The sequence below is a fragment of the Lentzea sp. NPDC102401 genome (assembly GCF_044765805.1).
Taxonomy (GTDB): Bacteria; Actinomycetota; Actinomycetes; order Mycobacteriales; family Pseudonocardiaceae; genus Lentzea; species Lentzea sokolovensis.
This window is the reverse complement of the sequence record NZ_JBIWKS010000009.1, coordinates 303,397-318,726: the sequence shown is the minus strand read 5'-3', so window position 1 is coordinate 318,726 and position 15,330 is coordinate 303,397. Positions and strand designations below refer to the sequence as shown.

The 15,330-nt window shown below is 67.9% G+C and carries 18 protein-coding genes; 9 read left to right on the top strand and 9 right to left on the bottom strand.

From position 1 onward, the window contains the following. Positions 1-25: 25 nt before the first annotated feature. Positions 26-733, bottom strand: coding sequence for a class F sortase (locus tag ACIRG5_RS29955; protein ID WP_402910590.1), 708 nt, complete (start codon positions 731-733; stop codon positions 26-28). Then, positions 718-2,106, bottom strand: coding sequence for a collagen binding domain-containing protein (locus tag ACIRG5_RS29950; RefSeq protein WP_402910588.1), 1,389 nt, complete (start codon positions 2,104-2,106; stop codon positions 718-720). Before ACIRG5_RS29950 ends, ACIRG5_RS29955 begins: the two co-directional genes overlap by 16 nt. A gap of 320 nt (positions 2,107-2,426) precedes the next feature. On the opposite strand from ACIRG5_RS29950, the gene ACIRG5_RS29945 reads away from it, so the two are divergent. From ACIRG5_RS29945 to ACIRG5_RS29935, 3 genes are all read left to right on the top strand, one after another. Then, on the top strand, positions 2,427-3,233 hold the full coding sequence (locus tag ACIRG5_RS29945; protein ID WP_402910586.1) for a Bax inhibitor-1/YccA family protein: 807 nt from the start codon (positions 2,427-2,429) through the stop codon (positions 3,231-3,233). A 69-nt stretch (positions 3,234-3,302) separates the two neighbouring features. Then, the gene (locus tag ACIRG5_RS29940; RefSeq protein ID WP_402910584.1) at positions 3,303-3,641 is read left to right on the top strand and encodes a HEAT repeat domain-containing protein; all 339 of its coding nucleotides are present in this window, start codon (positions 3,303-3,305) and stop codon (positions 3,639-3,641) included. A gap of 11 nt (positions 3,642-3,652) precedes the next feature. Next, positions 3,653-4,063: a GNAT family N-acetyltransferase gene (locus ACIRG5_RS29935; RefSeq protein WP_402910581.1), complete on the top strand. Its 411-nt coding sequence runs from the start codon at positions 3,653-3,655 to the stop codon at positions 4,061-4,063. On the opposite strand, the gene ACIRG5_RS29930 is transcribed toward ACIRG5_RS29935, so the two are convergent. The 3 genes from ACIRG5_RS29930 to ACIRG5_RS29920 all read right to left on the bottom strand — a co-directional run bounded on the left by ACIRG5_RS29930 (position 4,060) and on the right by ACIRG5_RS29920 (position 6,617). Next, positions 4,060-4,269 (bottom strand): hypothetical protein, encoded by a 210-nt coding sequence (locus ACIRG5_RS29930; protein WP_319980312.1) that lies wholly within the window; start codon positions 4,267-4,269, stop codon positions 4,060-4,062. The genes ACIRG5_RS29935 and ACIRG5_RS29930 overlap by 4 nt on opposite strands. Positions 4,270-4,432: 163 nt before the next feature. Beyond that, entirely contained in the window at positions 4,433-5,653 is a 1,221-nt protein-coding gene (locus ACIRG5_RS29925) for an acetyl-CoA C-acetyltransferase (RefSeq protein ID WP_402910579.1), read from the bottom strand. A gap of 91 nt (positions 5,654-5,744) precedes the next feature. Beyond that, positions 5,745-6,617, bottom strand: coding sequence for an SGNH/GDSL hydrolase family protein (locus ACIRG5_RS29920; protein ID WP_402910576.1), 873 nt, complete (start codon positions 6,615-6,617; stop codon positions 5,745-5,747). Between the two features lie 118 nt (positions 6,618-6,735). Here ACIRG5_RS29920 and ACIRG5_RS29915 point away from each other — a divergent pair, with 118 nt between their 5' ends. The 3 genes from ACIRG5_RS29915 (at position 6,736) to ACIRG5_RS29905 (ending at position 10,554) form a co-directional block, all read left to right on the top strand. Then, on the top strand, positions 6,736-8,106 hold the full coding sequence (locus tag ACIRG5_RS29915; protein WP_402910573.1) for a cystathionine beta-synthase: 1,371 nt from the start codon (positions 6,736-6,738) through the stop codon (positions 8,104-8,106). Positions 8,107-8,198: 92 nt separating this feature from the next. Continuing rightward, a complete protein-coding gene (locus ACIRG5_RS29910) occupies positions 8,199-9,296 on the top strand; it encodes an RDD family protein (RefSeq protein ID WP_402910571.1) in 1,098 nt (365 codons plus the stop codon). Positions 9,297-9,408: 112 nt separating this feature from the next. Beyond that, entirely contained in the window at positions 9,409-10,554 is a 1,146-nt protein-coding gene (locus tag ACIRG5_RS29905; protein WP_402910568.1) for a cystathionine gamma-synthase, read from the top strand. A gap of 68 nt (positions 10,555-10,622) precedes the next feature. Here the strand turns inward: ACIRG5_RS29905 and ACIRG5_RS29900 are convergent, their stop codons facing one another. Next, a complete protein-coding gene (locus ACIRG5_RS29900; RefSeq protein ID WP_093602603.1) occupies positions 10,623-10,868 on the bottom strand; it encodes a hypothetical protein in 246 nt (81 codons plus the stop codon). Positions 10,869-10,922: 54 nt separating this feature from the next. Further along, the gene (hppD, locus tag ACIRG5_RS29895; RefSeq protein WP_402910564.1) at positions 10,923-12,104 is read right to left on the bottom strand and encodes a 4-hydroxyphenylpyruvate dioxygenase; all 1,182 of its coding nucleotides are present in this window, start codon (positions 12,102-12,104) and stop codon (positions 10,923-10,925) included. 74 nt (positions 12,105-12,178) lie between these two features. On the opposite strand from hppD, the gene ACIRG5_RS29890 reads away from it, so the two are divergent. Then, complete coding sequence (locus ACIRG5_RS29890; protein ID WP_402910561.1) at positions 12,179-12,688, top strand: Lrp/AsnC family transcriptional regulator; 510 nt, start codon at positions 12,179-12,181, stop codon at positions 12,686-12,688. Between the two features lie 29 nt (positions 12,689-12,717). Here ACIRG5_RS29890 and greA read toward each other — a convergent pair whose 3' ends face one another. Continuing rightward, complete coding sequence (gene greA / locus ACIRG5_RS29885; RefSeq protein WP_177320718.1) at positions 12,718-13,212, bottom strand: transcription elongation factor GreA; 495 nt, start codon at positions 13,210-13,212, stop codon at positions 12,718-12,720. A 186-nt stretch (positions 13,213-13,398) separates the two neighbouring features. Next, positions 13,399-13,821, bottom strand: a complete 423-nt coding sequence (locus tag ACIRG5_RS29880; RefSeq protein ID WP_360037976.1) for a DUF4307 domain-containing protein — start codon at positions 13,819-13,821, stop codon at positions 13,399-13,401. A 96-nt stretch (positions 13,822-13,917) separates the two neighbouring features. Here ACIRG5_RS29880 and mca point away from each other — a divergent pair, with 96 nt between their 5' ends. Together mca and ACIRG5_RS29870 are read left to right on the top strand one after the other, a co-directional pair. Next, complete coding sequence (gene mca, locus ACIRG5_RS29875) at positions 13,918-14,787, top strand: mycothiol conjugate amidase Mca (RefSeq protein ID WP_319980303.1); 870 nt, start codon at positions 13,918-13,920, stop codon at positions 14,785-14,787. Positions 14,788-14,789: 2 nt separating this feature from the next. Further along, positions 14,790-15,107, top strand: coding sequence for a hypothetical protein (locus tag ACIRG5_RS29870; RefSeq protein WP_402910557.1), 318 nt, complete (start codon positions 14,790-14,792; stop codon positions 15,105-15,107). Positions 15,108-15,330 lie beyond the last annotated feature (223 nt).

Below are 15,330 nucleotides of genomic sequence, written 5' to 3'. Positions count from 1 at the left end.
CGGGTTGCGCGAGGTGCGCGATTGGTCACTGAACGGGTTCGGCGATGACCACTCGGTTCGCTTCGTACCCCTGCTGGCCGCCCACCCAGGTGCCACCGCAGGTGACCAGAACGAGCCGGTGCGGGCCACGCGGGCCGAAGAACTCGACAGCGCGCGCCGGGAGCTCTTCCTTGCGGACCGTCTCGATCTGCTTGATGCGGAACTTGAACTCCTTGCCCCCGCTGTCGGCGATCACGACCTCACGGCCGTTCTGCGCCTGCCACAGCTCCGCGAACGGGCCCTTCGCGCCCTTCCAGTCGACGTGCCCGGCCAGCACCGTCGCGCCCTCGGCACCCGCGAGCTCGGTGCCCCACCAGGTCGCCTCGCCGATGCCGTCGGGCACCGGCAGCACGCCGTCCTTGACCTCCTTGCGCACCAGCGTGGCCGAACCGCCCGAGGGCAGCCGGACGGAACCCGGACCGGCCTTGGGCGGCGCGGGCTGCTGCTGCGCGGTGGGTTCGACCGGCCTGGCGTTCGCCGTGTTCGCCCCGCCGAGCAACCCGGTGAGGTCGGGACCGCGGCCGGTGCTCAGGCTGTCCGCCACCGGTCCCGGTCCGACGACCGGGATCTCGTCCGCGATCGCGTGTCCTTTGAGGACCTCGGTCTCGGACGTGGTGACCAGCACGCTGGCGGCGGCGATGCCCGCCACCAGCGTGCCGGTCAGAAAAGCCCTGGGACTCACTGCCTGCGCCACACCAGGAAGCCTGCCAGCGCCGCGCCGAGCAGCACCAGTCCACCCGCCGTCAGCATCAGGCCCGGACGCAGTTGCGTGTCGAACGACGCGGTCGCGACCGGCGTCTGACCGTCGGCGCCGGCGGGAATCGTGCTGGGCACGACCGGCTTGTTCGGCTTGTTCACCAGTTCGAGCGCGAGCGTCTGACCCGCCGCGACCGTGCCGCACGAGACAGGCGGCGCCTTCGGGTCGAAGAACTCCTCGTAACCCTTGGGGGCGGCCACCTCGACGAGGCAGATCTCCTGCGGGGTGCGCAGGTCCGGCACCTCGACCGTGCCGTCGGGGCCGGTCTGCAGCACCAGCGGCTTGCCGTCGGTGCCGACCAGGTCCGTGTCGTCCTGCTTCTTCGCCGCGGCCGTCTGGTCCTTGGCCGTGACGCGCAGCGCGACGCCCGCGATGGCCTTCTTGGTCTCGGAGTCGATCTTGGTGATCTTCACGGCGCCGGGAGCGGTCTTGGCCTGGCCGTTCGCGGCGGCGTTCAGCTTCGTCTCGCCACCGGTCGTGACCATGCGCTGCATGTTGTCCGTCTGGATGGGGAAGTGCACGACCGGCTTGGGTGCCGGGGCGTCCGCCACGGCCGCGATCGCGGGCTTCGGGCCCGTTGGGATGATCTTCACGGCCGCCGCCTTGCCGTCGGCACCCGTGGTGGCCGTGCCGCTGGTCTTGCCGTCGGCCAGCTTGGCGTCGGTCAGCGTGAAGTCGATGGGAGCGTTCGTGACGCCCTTGTCGTCGGCCTTGACCAGAGACAAGGTCCAGGTGGACTCCGTGTCGATGATCAGCGGTTCCTTCGGCGCGATGGCACTGAGCGTCCACGGACCGCGGTTGGCCGCGGCATCGTCCTGCAGGCGCTTGACGGTGTCCATGACGGACTGCGGCAGCCGCGCGGCGTAGAAGGGAGCGTCGTAGGCGAGGAACTTCGCGTCGGTCGTGTCGAGCCGCACCGCGCCGTCCGGAACCGACGTCCAGCTGTGCAGCAGGTGCGCGAGGGCCGCGGCCTCGTCCGGCGACTTGGTCGTGGAGTAGCGCAGCAGCAGGTAGGAGATGTTCGCCGCGATCTCCGGAGCGAGCTTCTTGCCCGCCTTGGTGAGCAGCTCGTCGCCTTCCTTGTAGCCGACGGTGCTGTCCGGCGCGGGGAGCGCGTACTGCACGCACCACACCTGCTTGTCCTGCCAGATGTATGACCCGTGCCACTCGCTGCCCGGTGTGGCGTTGGGCTGGAGCCCTGACGCGTTGTGGCCGATGCCCTTGACGCCGACCGCTGACGCCGTCGCGGGAACGGTCAGGAGCGCGAGCCCCGAAACCATCGCCACGGCGGCCAGACGTTTCCAGCCCATGATGAATCGTGATCCCCTCTGACCTGTGTAGATCCCGCGTGCGAGCTTGTCGGTCCCCCAGACCGGGGACAAGCCGCCACGAGGAGGAAGTGTCTCGCTACTGAGCGTGTGAACGTGATTGGAATGTGACGGGCCTTACGTCCTTCGGGTCAGACACGCCGCGACACGCCGTAGTCGCATAACGCTCTGGAGTTGGCGCAGTATTTGCGCACGTGTGATCGTCGTCGGGGGTAAAGTCGCCTTTACCGATGGGGAACATGGCACCGAGCGTGCTCGTTGAACCCAGTGACGGCGTAAAGCAACGCCACAGGAGGATCCAGGTGCGCTCGAGCAGCAACCCGGCCTTCCGCAACCTGCCGACCGGCGGCGGGTACGGAGGCTACGCAGGCTTCGGCCAGCCAGAGCAGGCCGGTTACCAGCAGGCCCCGCCGCCGCTGACCAGCGAGCGGCCGATGACGATCGACGACGTCGTCACCAAGACGGGCATCACGCTCGCCGTGGTGGCCGTGACCGCGGTCGTCACCTACCTCATGCAGGCATGGGTCCTGCTCTTCCCGGCCGCGATCATCGGCCTGGTGCTGGGCCTGATCATCTCGTTCAAGCGCGTGCCGAGCCCGCCGCTCGTCATCGCCTACGCGGCCGTCGAGGGCGTCTTCCTCGGCGCGTTCAGCGGGATCATCGGCGGCATGATCGACCGGTGGACCCAGAACCCCGGCCAGGGCGTCGTGGTCATCGGCCAGGCCATCATCGGCACGATCGGCGTCTTCGCCGGCATGCTCGTGGTCTACAAGACGGGCGCGATCCGCGTCACGCCGAAGTTCACCAAGTGGATCACCGGCGCCATCATCGGCGTCGCGGTCCTCATGCTGTTCAACCTGATCATGAGCTTCTTCACCGCCGGCGGTCTCGGCCTGCGCAACGGTGGCACGCTCGCGATCATCTTCAGCCTCGTCTGCATCGGCCTCGCGGCGTTCAGCTTCCTGATCGACTTCGACGCCGCCGACCAGGCGATCCGGGCCGGCGTGCCGGCCAAGTACGCGTGGCAGATCGCGTTCGGTCTCACCGTCACCCTGGTGTGGCTGTACACCGAGATCCTGCGCCTGCTGTCGTACTTCAACTCGGACTGACGCTTCGGGTGTTCCGGAGGGGCGTTCCGCTGCGGCGGGGCGCCCCTCCGGCGTTGCAGGGGAGACGGGATGACGAAGAGGTTCGACGAGGCCATGCGGTTGATGCGTCGCCACAACGGGCAGGACCGGGAGGACGGCTTCGCCCTGTTGCGGCCGCACGCGGCGGAGCACCTCGACGAGTTGATCGAGGCCTTCAGGGCCGAAGAGGACGACCGCGGTTTGCGTGCCTGGCTGCTGGAACTGATCGGGGATGCCCGCTCGCCCGAGGCCTTGCCGATCCTGGTCGAGCACTTGGACCACGAAGACGAGTCGTTGGCGGACTGGGCCGTCCACGGACTCCAGGCGCTCGACACGAAGGAAGCGCGGACCGCCCTCTATCGTCATCGCGCGAACAACGCGCACAACTGAGGGGGAATTCAGTGGACTCCGCATACCGGCTCGTCATGGAACCGCCGTCAGTCGACGACTACCTGCGGTTGCGCGAGGAATCCGGACTGAGCGCGCGAACTCGTGAAGAAGCGGAAAACGGCATCAACGGCGCATGGGCGAGCGCCAGTGTCATTCACGTGGAATCAGGCGAAACCGCCGGCATGGGCCGCGTGCTCGGTGACGGCGGCTGGTACTTCCACGTCATCGACATGGCGGTGCTGCCGCATCATCAACGCAAAGGCATCGGCGACGCGATCCTCACCGCGTTGCTGGACCACGTCCACGCGCAGTCCCCGAACGCGTACGTCAACCTGCTCGCCGACCCGCCCGGCCGTCGTCTCTACGAACGGCACGGCTTCATCGAGAGCGCACCGGCGAGTGTCGGCATGCGGCGGGTCTAGACCCGCCAGCGGACGTCGGGCAGTTCGGTGCCCACCTTGATCAGGCAGGTCGTGCAGAGCGCTCCCGCCTGCGCGCGCGACACCCGTTCGTCGGGCACCGAATGTTCGCAGACGGCCTCGTAAAAGCTGCGCGAACCATCGGCCTGGTCTCGGGAGAAAGCATGGCATTGCAGGTCATATTCGCTTTGCCACCACACATAGGGCATGTCCGACCCCTCCTTGCTCATCGGTAGGGACGGACTTCCCCTCGCCTGATGACGCCATAGCGCGATGATTCAACTCATCGGCAGAAAGGGCGCAGGCAAGTAGCTCCGTTCGGGTGATACGGAGCCACTTGCAAGCGTCAAATTGCAGATCTTGAACGAAAGTTCAGCTCAGGCGCTCGATGACCATCGCCATGCCCTGGCCGCCGCCCACGCACATGGTCTCCAGACCGAACTGCTTGTCGTGGAACTGCAGCGAATTGATCAAGGTCGTGGTGATGCGCGCGCCGGTCATGCCGAACGGGTGGCCGACGGCGATGGCGCCGCCGTTCACGTTCAGCCGGTCCAGGTCGATTCCGAGGTCCTGGTAGGACGGAATCACCTGGGCGGCGAACGCCTCGTTGATCTCCACCAGGTCGATGTCGGAGACCGACAGGCCGGCCAGCGCCAGCGCGCGCTTCGAGGCCTCGACCGGGCCGAGGCCCATGATCTCCGGCGACAGGCCGGAGACGCCGGTCGACACGACGCGGGCGAGCGGCGTGATGCCGAGTTCGCGGGCCTTGGTGTCGGACATGATCACCAGGGCCGCGGCGCCGTCGTTCAGGGCGCAGCAGTTGCCGGCGTTGATGCGGCCGTCGGGGCGGAAGACGGGCTTCAGCTGGGACACGGCCTCATAGGTGACGCCGGCGCGCGGGCCGTCGTCGGACGAGATCACGGTGCCGTCGGGCAGCGTGACCGGCGTGATCTCGCGGGCCCAGAAGCCGTCCGCGATGGCCTTCTCGGCGAGGTTCTGCGAGCGGACGCCGAACTCGTCCATCTCCTGGCGCGAGATGCCCTTGAGCAGTGCCAGGTTCTCGGCGGTCTGGCCCATCGGGATGTAGACGTCCGGCACGACGTCCACCGAACGCGGGTCGACCCACTCCGAGGCACCCGACGCCGCGACGGAAGCCGTGCGCGCCTCGGCCTCGCCGAACAGCGGGTTGTGGGTGTCCGGCCACGAGTCGGAGCTGCCCTTGGCGAACCGCGACACGGTCTCGACGCCGGCGCTGATGAACACGTCACCCTCGCCCGCCTTGATGGCGTGCAGCGCCATGCGCGTGGTCTGCAGGGACGAAGCGCAGTACCGGGTCACGGTCGTGCCGGGCAGGTTGTCGTAGCCCAGCAACACGGACACGACGCGCGCCATGTTGAAGCCCTGCTCGCCGCCGGGCAGGCCGCAGCCGAGCATCAGGTCGTCGATCTGCGCGGGATCGAGCTGCGGCACCTTGTCCAGTGCCGCGCGAATCATCCGCGCCACCAGGTCGTCGGGCCGCACGTCCTTCAGCGAGCCCTTGCCCGCACGGCCGATGGGGGAGCGGGCGGCGGAGACGATCACGGCCTCAGGCATCACGAAACTCCTCGTTGAGAGTCAAGGTTGCCGTCGAGCCTAGTTAACGTCCGCTCACCCCGGCCAGCGCGAGTGACGAGAATTCCGAAACTCATGCGTGCCGCTTCTGCAGCCATCCCGGCACGCGTGAGGGCCGCACCGCCAACGCCGCCGCCGACCGCAACGGCAGAGCGGGCGCGACCCAACCGGGCCACAGCCCCGCCACCTGGCACAACGGCGCCAGCAGCACACCTGCCGCCGCCTCGTAGCCGACGGAACTGGGGTGGAAGCGGTCCGAGCTGAACATGTCGGCGTGCCGCGCCATGAACTCCGGCGCCAGCAGGTTCGCCAGCGACACCGGCACGCCACCGGCCTGTCGCACCGCGGCGGTCTGCGCGGCCGCGAGACGCAGGCTGTACTGGTGCCCGACCATCCGCAACGGCTGGGGAATCGGCCGCACGATCCCCAGGTCGGGGCACGTGCCGACGACGACGCCGCAGCCGATCGCGCGCAGCTTGCGCACCTGTTCGGCCAGCAGCCGCCCCGACTCGCCGGGGCTCATCCGCGACGTCACGTCGTTCGCGCCGATGATGATCAACGCGACCTGGGGTGCGTCCAGCACGGCCGCGTCGACCTGCGGCACCAGGTCACGGGTGGTCGAGCCGCTGATGGCGTACGTCGACAGGCGCACCGGCCGTTCGGCCTCCTCCGCCAGCGCCTGGGCCAGCAGCACGCCCGGCATCTGCGAGGGATGGGTCACACCGACACCCACCGCCATCGAGTCGCCGAGCACCGCCAGCCGCACCGGATCGCGGCCGTCGTCGAGGTACACGCCGTCCGGCGCGGGCCACAGGTGCTCCAGCACGCCAATGGCCGTCCGGGCACGTCTTCCCTGCTCCGTGAGCAGTCCCACCAGTGCGCCGGAGAGGCCTCCGAGCGTCGCGGCGGTCATCGCCACAGCACGCAGCGTCCTGAGTCCGATCATCCGCAACACCCCCTTTCCAGTGGAATCGTCGGTTCCGCTGTTCGAATTAACCTCCGCAGCCACTAGAGCTAGGCTTCGTCCCGCTATCTCGGAGAGTGGGAGCAGGGAGTAGATACCGGTGGAGTACGTCGAACACGTCGTCGATCTGGTCGGCAACACGCCGCTGGTCAAGCTCAACTCCCTGACCACGGGGATCAAGGCCACGGTGCTGGCGAAGGTCGAGTACCTGAACCCCGGTGGCAGCGTGAAGGACCGCATCGCGCTGCGGATGGTCGAGGCCGCGGAGAAATCGGGTGAACTTCAGCCCGGCGGCACGATCGTCGAGCCGACCTCGGGCAACACCGGCGTCGGGCTCGCCCTGGTCGCGCAGCGCAAGGGCTACAAGTGCGTGTTCGTCTGCCCCGACAAGGTCAGCGAGGACAAGCGCAACGTCCTCAAGGCCTACGGGGCCGAGGTCGTGGTGTGCCCGACCGCCGTCGCACCCGAGCACCCCGACTCGTACTACAACGTCTCCGACCGGCTGGTCCGCGAGATCCCCGGCGCGTGGAAGCCCGACCAGTACTCCAACCCGGAGAACCCGGCGAGCCACTACCACCAGACCGGCCCCGAGATCTGGCGCCAGACCGCCGGCAAGATCACGCACTTCGTCGCGGGCGTCGGCACCGGCGGCACGATCTCCGGCACCGGCCGCTACCTCAAGGAGATCTCGGACGGCGCCGTGCAGGTCATCGGCGCGGACCCGGAGGGCTCCGTCTACTCCGGCGGCACCGGCCGCCCGTACCTGGTCGAGGGCGTCGGCGAGGACTTCTGGCCCGAGGCGTACGACAAGACCATCTGCGACCAGATCGTCGAGGTCTCCGACGCGGACTCGTTCGACATCACCCGCCGCCTCGCCCGCGAGGAAGGCCTGCTCGTCGGCGGTTCCTGCGGCATGGCGGCCGCCGCCGCCCTGCGCATCGCGAAGGACCTGCCGGAAGACGCCGTCGTGGTCGTGATCCTCCCGGACGGTGGCCGCGGCTACCTGTCCAAGGTCTTCAACGACCGCTGGATGGCGTCCTACGGCTTCCTGCCGCCCGACTCGACCGGGGCGACCGTCGGCGACGTGCTGCGCCGCAAGGGCGGAATGCTCCCCGACCTCGTGCACGCGCACCCCAACGAGACCGTGGGTGACGCCGTCGCGATCCTGCGCGAGTTCGGTGTCTCGCAGATGCCCGTCGTCAACGCCGAACCGCCCATCATGGCGGCCGAGGTCGCGGGCGCGGTCAACGAGCGCGACCTGCTCGACGCCCTGTTCACCGGCAAGGCCCAGCTGTCCGACCGCCTCGACAAGCACATGTCGCCGCCGCTGCCCACGCTCGGCGCGGGTGAGCCGGTCGGCATCGCCATGAACGCGCTCTCGAGCGCCGACGCCGCCCTCGTGCTGGAGGACGGCAAGCCCGCCGGAGTCGTAACTCGTCAGGACATTCTGGGGTTCTTGGCTGGTCGCTGAGCGTAGATGCCGGTGCGTCCGATAGCGTGACGCCCCAGATCATCATCAGTCTTACTCGTACCCACGGCCCAGCCAAGGGGGTTGGAAACCGGATGAACGCTCCGCAGCCGCCAGGAAACCAGTTCGGCGGTCAGCCGCAGCAGGAGCCCAACGCGGACGCCACGCAGATCGTCCCAGGAGGTGGGCAGCCGGCAGCGGCCAACCCGAACCCGGACGCCACGCAGGTCGTCTCGCCTGGTCATGCTCCCGCCGCACCGCAGCAGAACGCGGACGCCACCCAGGTCGTCAGCCCCGGGCAGGTGCCGTCGGCAGCTCCCGGTTCGGGTGGCTTCCCGGCACAGGGACCCGGCTCTGGCGGTTTCCCCGCCCAGCCGCCCCAGTACGGCGCTCCGCAGCAGCCCTACGGTCAGCCGCAGCAGCCTTACGGTGCTCCGCAGTCCAACCCGTACGGCCAGCCGCAGCAGCAGCCCTACGGTCAGCCGCAGCAGCCCTACGGCGCTCCGCAGTCGAGCCCGTACGGGCAGCCGCAGCAGCAGGCCTACGGTCAGCCGGGCGGCTACGGCCAGCCCGGCTACGCACCGGCGCCTCCCACCGGTTACGCCGAGTGGGGTCCGCGCGCCGTCGCGGGCCTGATCGACTACGCCGCGCCCGGCGTCGTCGCGGCGATCATCGTCGGTGTCTTCGCCGGCATCGGCGCGAGCACGGGTGACGCGTCGACCGGCGGCATCTTCGTGCTGCTGGCCTACGTCGTCGGTTACGGCGGGTTGTTCGGCTTCTTCATCTGGAACACCGTTCTCAAGGGCGGTTCGACCGGACAGTCGCTGGGCAAGAAGGTCGCCAAGATCAAGGTCGTCAAGGAGGACACGCAGCAGCCGCCCGGCGGCGGCACCGCGTTCCTCCGCCTGCTCCTCAACTACGCGTTCGGTCTGCTCTGCGGCGTCGGCTCGCTGGTCAACTACCTGTCGCCGTTGTGGAACAAGCCGAAGAACGAGACGTACTCCGACAAGATCTGCGGCACCGTCGTGATCAACTGGCCGGACACCGCGTCCTACGGCGGCGGTGGCTACGGCCAGCCGCAGCAGCAGGCCTACGGTCAGCCGAACACCGGTGGCTACCCGCAGCAGCCCCAGCAGGGCGGCTACGGCCAGCCCCCGCAGCAGGGCTACGGCGGTCAGCAGCAGGGCTGGTAGTCCAGCTCGGCAGCTCTTCGACCAGCCCCCGGCCGTGATGGCCGGGGGCTGGTCTGTTTTCACTGCTTGGACACTTGCGGTCGGCGGCCAGATGGGTGAGTACCCTTCGAACATGAGCACCCCATACGGCTTCGCCACCAGGGCGATCCACGCCGGTCAGGACCCGGACCCGACCACGGGTGCGGTGAACGTGCCCATCTACGCGACCTCGACGTACGCCCAGGACGGCGTCGGAGGCCTGCGTGAGGGCTTCGAGTACTCGCGCACCGGCAACCCGACCCGCCGCGCACTGGAGACGTGCCTCGCGTCGCTCGAACGCGGCCGCTACGGCCGTGCGTTCTCCTCCGGCATGGGTGCGACCGACGCGGCGCTGCGCACGTTCCTCAAGCCCGGCGACCACATCGTCATCCCGAACGACGCCTACGGCGGCACGTTCCGGCTGATCGACAAGGTCTTCTCGCAGTGGGGCGTCACCCACTCGCCGGCGCCCGTGTCCGACGTGGACGCGATCCGCGCCGCGATTCGTCCCGAGACGAAGCTCGTGTGGATCGAGACGCCCACGAACCCCTTGCTGAACATCGGCGACATCGCCGCCATCGCCTCGGTCGCGCACGAGTCCGGCGCCAAGCTGGTCGTGGACAACACCTTCGCCTCGCCTGCCCTGCAGACGCCGCTGGAGCTCGGTGCGGACGTCGTGCTGCATTCGACCACCAAGTACGTCGGCGGTCACTCCGACGTCGTGGGCGGTGCCCTGATCACCTCTGACGAGGAGGTCGACGCGGCGTTCGGGTTCCTGCAGAACGGTGCCGGGGCTGTTCCCGGGCCGTTCGACGCCTACCTGACGTTGCGCGGGATCAAGACGCTGCAGCTGCGGATGGAGAAGCACTCCGACAACGCCGAGCTCGTCGCCGAGGCCCTGACCCGGCACCCTCGCGTGAAGAAGGTCATCTACCCCGGCCTGGAGTCGCACCCCGGCCACTCCGTCGCGGCCAAGCAGATGAGCCGGTTCGGCGGGATGGTGTCGTTCATCGTCGACGGTGGCGAGGAGGCGGCTCTGGAGGTTTGTGCCCGGACCAAGCTGTTCCTGCTGGCCGAGTCGCTGGGTGGCGTCGAGTCGCTGATCGAGCACCCCGGGAAGATGACGCACGCGTCTACCTCCGGGTCGTTGCTGGAGGTGCCGGCGGACCTGGTTCGGGTGTCGGTGGGCATCGAGTCCGGTGACGACCTGGTGGCTGACCTGCTCGAAGCCCTGGGCTGAGCTTCCTGAAACGCACGCGGGGGCCTTTCGTACTCCATGAGAGTACGAAAGGCCCCCGCGTGCTGCTTCTACGGCTTCTTCGAGCCGCCGAACCTGTCCACGTTCTCGGCCTCGGCTGTCGGAGCCGACGGTAGGTCGGCACCGTTCACACAGCCGCCGACGAACTGGATCGCGTCGCCGGTGCGGACGAAGCGGCCGGCCTCGTCACAGCCTGCGTGCGCCACGGTCAAGAACGCCGCGCCGGTCAGTGCCACAGCCGTGGTCACGGCTCCGACCAGCGGAATCACCGCGGCCACGCGTCGCGCGAATGCCATGCCACCTCCACCCGATGTGAGTCCCCCGTAAGGCAGCCTACCGGGGTATCGGCGTCAGAGGTTGCCGCGTCGCTCCTGTTCGCGCTCGATCGCCTCGAAAAGGGCCTTGAAGTTGCCCTTGCCGAAGCCCAGCGAGCCGTGCCGCTCGATCAGTTCGTAGAAGACGGTCGGGCGGTCGCCGATCGGCTTCGTGAAGATCTGCAGCAGGTAGCCGTCCTCGTCGCGGTCGACCAGGATGCGGTGTTCCTTCAGGACCTCGATGGGAACGCGGACCTCGCCGATGCGCGCACGCAGCGCCGGGTCGTCGTAGTAGGAGTCCGGCGTTTCGAGGAACTCGACGCCCGCGTCGCGCATGGCCGTGACGGTCTTGATGATGTCGTTGGTCGCCAGCGCGATGTGCTGCACGCCCGCGCCCTCGTAGAACTCCAGGTACTCGTCGATCTGCGACTTCTTCTTCGCGATCGCAGGCTCGTTCAGCGGGAACTTGACCCGGTGGTTGCCGTTGGAGACGACCTTCGACATGAGCGCCGAGTAGTCCGTGGCGATGTCGTCGCCGATGAACTCCGCCATGTTCACGAAGCCCATGACGCGGTTGTACCACTCGACCCAGTAGTCCATCTTGCCGAGCTCGACGTTGCCGACGCAGTGGTCGACGGCCTGGAACAGGCGCTTCGGGGCGCCTTCCGGACGCTTCACGGACGAGCTGCGCGCCACGTAGCCGGGCAGGTAGGGGCCGTCGTACTTCGAACGGTCGACGAGCGTGTGGCGGGTCTCGCCGTACGTCGCGATCGCGGCGAGGCGCACGGTGCCGTGTTCGTCGGACACGTCGTGCGGCTCTTCGAGGACGGTCGCGCCCTGCTCGCGGGCGTGCTTGATGCACTGGTCGACGTCGCCGACCTCCAGTGCGAGGTCCACGACGCCGTCACCGTGGCGGCGGTGGTGGTCGAGGAGGTCGGAACCGGGCGTGACGCCGCCGTTGATCACGAAGCGGGCCGAGCCCGACTTCAGCACGAACGACTTGTGGGTGCGCTGGCCGGTCTCGGGGCCCGCGTAGGCCACGAGCTCCATGCCGAACGCCACCTGGTAGAGCCACGCGGTCTGCGTGGCGTTGCCCGCGACGAACACCACGGCGTCCATGGAGCGCACGGGGAAGGGGTCCTTGGTCGCGTCGTAGTCGACCAACCCCACGAGCTGCCGGAGCTGGTCGTAGCTCACGTCGTCAAGCTGCTGCGTCATGTTCATCAGCATGATTCGACCTAGCAGGATGAGCAACAGTCAGCGATTTCACAGGACAGTTTGTATAGTGATCTATGCTCTTGGATCAGCAGAGTGAGCACTCTGACCAGCCCGTGGACGAACTGGACGCGAAGCTGCTCCTGCTCTTGACGGACGAGCCCCGTCTGGGCGTCCTCGAATGCTCCCGCCGGCTGGGCGTCGCGCGGGGAACCGTGCAGGCCCGGCTCGACAGGCTGGTCGAGCGAGGCGTGCTCACCGGGTTCCCGCCGGCGCTCGACCTCGGCGCGATGGGCTACGGGCTGACGGCGTTCGCGACGGTGGAGATCGCGCAGGGGCGCCGTGCCGAAGTGTGTGAAGGGCTGGCCGCGATCAGCGAGGTGTGCGAGGTGCACGCGACTACGGGCCAAGGCGATCTGTTCGTGAGAATGGTCGCGAGATCGAATGCGGATCTGCAACGCGTGGTCGATCACATTGTCGACGTGCCTCACGTTCGTCGTTTGTCGACCTCTATTGCTTTGTCAACGCCAGTGCCTCCACGCGTGCGGCCGCTTCTGGAACGCGTGAAGGGGCGGCCACCGAGGTGACCGCCCCTTCGCACGTTTTTGTGGCGTGACTACGCCTGGTAAGGAACCGCGGAGATCAGCGTGACCTTCTGCTGCTTGCCGTTCGGCAGCTCGTAGGACACGGTCTCGCCGTCCTTCGCGCCGTTGAGCGCCTTTCCGAGCGGCGAAAGCGGGGAGTAGACCTCCATCTCGCCGTGCGCGCCCTCCTCGCGAGTCGCCAGCAAGAAGGTTTCCGCCTCGTCGTCGCCTTCGTAGCGGATCGTGAGCACCGTGCCCGGCGCTGCGACACCCTTGGTGGTGGGAGCCTCGCCGACCTTGGCGGCCTGGAGCAGTTCGTGCAGCTGGCGGATGCGCGCCTCCTGCTTGCCCTGCTCCTCGCGAGCCGCGTGGTAGCCGCCGTTCTCGCGGAGGTCGCCCTCTTCGCGACGAGCGTTGATCTCGGCAGCCATGACCGGGCGGTACGCGATAAGTTCGTCCAGCTCAGCCTTGAGCCGGTCGTAGGCCTCCTGGGTCAGCCAGGTCACCTGGGTGTCGCTCACGGTCACCAACTCCTCGTCTTGCTCTGGTGCACACGTGTCACCAGATAGTTCCCGGGCCGCTGGCCCGGAACGGAAAAACACGGCCCGCGCCGGGGCCGTGCTTGAGCGGCAATAGTAACACGGAGACAACGTTCAGCGACGGCGATTTGTTCCCCATCTCGCCGTTTAAACCGCAGATCACCCGCTTGGCCGCTAGCTCGTGGACAAGTAGGCGGGAACCTGGTAGGAGCACCCGAACACCTCGCCGGTGACCGGCGGCTTCGAGGTGCGGAGAACTGTTGTCTCTACGACGACGTCATTTCCCGGCGGCACCAGAACTTCGCGTCTACCCGCTTCGTCCCCGTCTTTGGACCGGGCCCGAATGATGCAGACGGCAGCGCGCTCAGGTTGATCGCGGGAAACCTCGAAACTGACCTTCACCTGGTCGTCGTTGAGGAGGATGAACGCGGTCTGCTTGGCTTCGATCGGTTTAGTGCCGAGATTTCGGTAACCGACGAAGGCGATCAGGGCACCCACCGCGACGGCTACAGCGAGTAACGCCCACCGCGTCCACTTGGCCAGCGGCTTGCGGCTCTGTTTGCTGTAGCGCCCCTCGGGGAGCACGCGCTGTGCCACTTGTCCGCGCCCTCCTGAGCCTGTGGGGAACAATGGTGCCCGGCGTTCAGTTGATGAGTGTCGCAGGACCGTTCACACAGGAGGACCACGGGGGTCATGGCCGAAAAGCTGCGCCTTATGGCAGTGCACGCACATCCCGACGACGAGTCGAGCAAGGGCGCGGCCTCGATGGCTCGCTACATCGCGGAAGGGCACGACGTGATGGTCGTGACCTGTACCGACGGTGGTGCGGGCAGCATCCTCAACCCGGCGATGGACAGGCCGGACGTGCTCGAGAACATCATCGAGGTCCGCCGCGAGGAGATGGCCCGCGCGGCCAAGATCCTCGGCATCCAGCACCGCTGGCTGGGCTTCAAGGACTCGGGCCTGCCCGAGGGTGACCCGCTGCCGCCGCTGCCGGAGGGGTGCTTCGCCCTCGTGCCGCTGGAGGAGTCGGTGCCGTCCCTGGTGGAGGCCATCCGCGACTTCCGCCCGCACGTCGTGGTGACGTACGACGAGAACGGCGGCTACCCGCACCCGGACCACATCCGCACGCACGAGATCTCGATGGCGGCCCTCGACGCCGCCGCCGACGCCTCGTACCAGCCGGAACTGGGTGAGGCGTGGGAGCCGCAGAAGGTCTACTACGGCCACGGCTTCTCGCGCGCCAAGATCGTCGCGTTCCACGAGGCGATGGAAGCGCGCGGCATCGAGTCGCCGTACACCGAGTGGCTCGCGAACTGGAGCACCGACCGCCCGGACGTGATGGACCGCGTGACCACCCAGGTCGAGTGCGCGGACTACTTCGACGTCCGCGACGAGGCGCTCAAGGCCCACGCCACCCAGATCGACCCGACCAGTCGCTGGTTCGCCATTCCGATGGAGCTGCAGCGCGAGATCTGGCCGACCGAGGAGTACGAGCTCGTGCGGTCGCAGGTGGACTCGACTCTGCCGGAGAACGACCTGTTCGCCGGAGTTAAGGTCTAGGGGTGCTTTCCCCAGACTTCTCCCTCGGCAGCACGGTGGCGCTGGTCGCCGTGCAGCCGTCGAACACGAACGACGGCAACGACAAGGGCGGCCAGGGCGAGGACTTCGGCAAGTCCTCCCCGGTCGGCCTCGTCCTGCTGATCGTCTTCTTCATCGCGGTCTTCTTCCTCGTCAAGTCGATGAACAAGCACATCAAGGGCTTGCCGGCGTCGTTCGACGAGCCCGCCGAGGGTGCCGCGCCTGCCGCGGAGCCTTCTGAGTCCGCGGACGAGTCGTCGGCTTCTTCCAAGGCTGCGAAGGCTTCGAAGAAGAAGGACTGACCTCGCGGACCGCGGGGCGAACGACTCGCTCGAATCTTCATGATCGCGAGTTGTCCACAGGTTTTGACTTGCTGACCTGCGGAGATGCTTGAGCGCGCTAGCTTGTGGATTGGCGGGAACGCAAATCGTGTTTCCTTCGTTCCGCAAGAGGAGGAAGCGCGGGGGCGAGGGTCAGGACAGGTGAGCTCGACCAGGCCAGCTCAGCCGGGCCCGTCCAGGCCAG

What these genes read in the sequence shown, in the direction of transcription:
- ACIRG5_RS29910 (WP_402910571.1), top strand. Translation starts at nt 8,199, where the DNA reads ATGAACGCTCCGCAGCCGCCAGGAAACCAGTTCGGCGGTCAGCCGCAG.
- mca (WP_319980303.1), top strand. Translation starts at nt 13,918, where the DNA reads ATGGCCGAAAAGCTGCGCCTTATGGCAGTGCACGCACATCCCGACGAC.
- ACIRG5_RS29905 (WP_402910568.1), top strand. Translation starts at nt 9,409, where the DNA reads ATGAGCACCCCATACGGCTTCGCCACCAGGGCGATCCACGCCGGTCAG.
- ACIRG5_RS29920 (WP_402910576.1), bottom strand. Translation starts at nt 6,617, where the DNA reads ATGATCGGACTCAGGACGCTGCGTGCTGTGGCGATGACCGCCGCGACG.
- hppD (WP_402910564.1), bottom strand. Translation starts at nt 12,104, where the DNA reads ATGACGCAGCAGCTTGACGACGTGAGCTACGACCAGCTCCGGCAGCTC.
- ACIRG5_RS29940 (WP_402910584.1), top strand. Translation starts at nt 3,303, where the DNA reads ATGACGAAGAGGTTCGACGAGGCCATGCGGTTGATGCGTCGCCACAAC.
- ACIRG5_RS29925 (WP_402910579.1), bottom strand. Translation starts at nt 5,653, where the DNA reads ATGCCTGAGGCCGTGATCGTCTCCGCCGCCCGCTCCCCCATCGGCCGT.
- ACIRG5_RS29900 (WP_093602603.1), bottom strand. Translation starts at nt 10,868, where the DNA reads ATGGCATTCGCGCGACGCGTGGCCGCGGTGATTCCGCTGGTCGGAGCC.
- ACIRG5_RS29890 (WP_402910561.1), top strand. Translation starts at nt 12,179, where the DNA reads ATGCTCTTGGATCAGCAGAGTGAGCACTCTGACCAGCCCGTGGACGAA.
- ACIRG5_RS29950 (WP_402910588.1), bottom strand. Translation starts at nt 2,106, where the DNA reads ATGGGCTGGAAACGTCTGGCCGCCGTGGCGATGGTTTCGGGGCTCGCG.
- ACIRG5_RS29930 (WP_319980312.1), bottom strand. Translation starts at nt 4,269, where the DNA reads ATGCCCTATGTGTGGTGGCAAAGCGAATATGACCTGCAATGCCATGCT.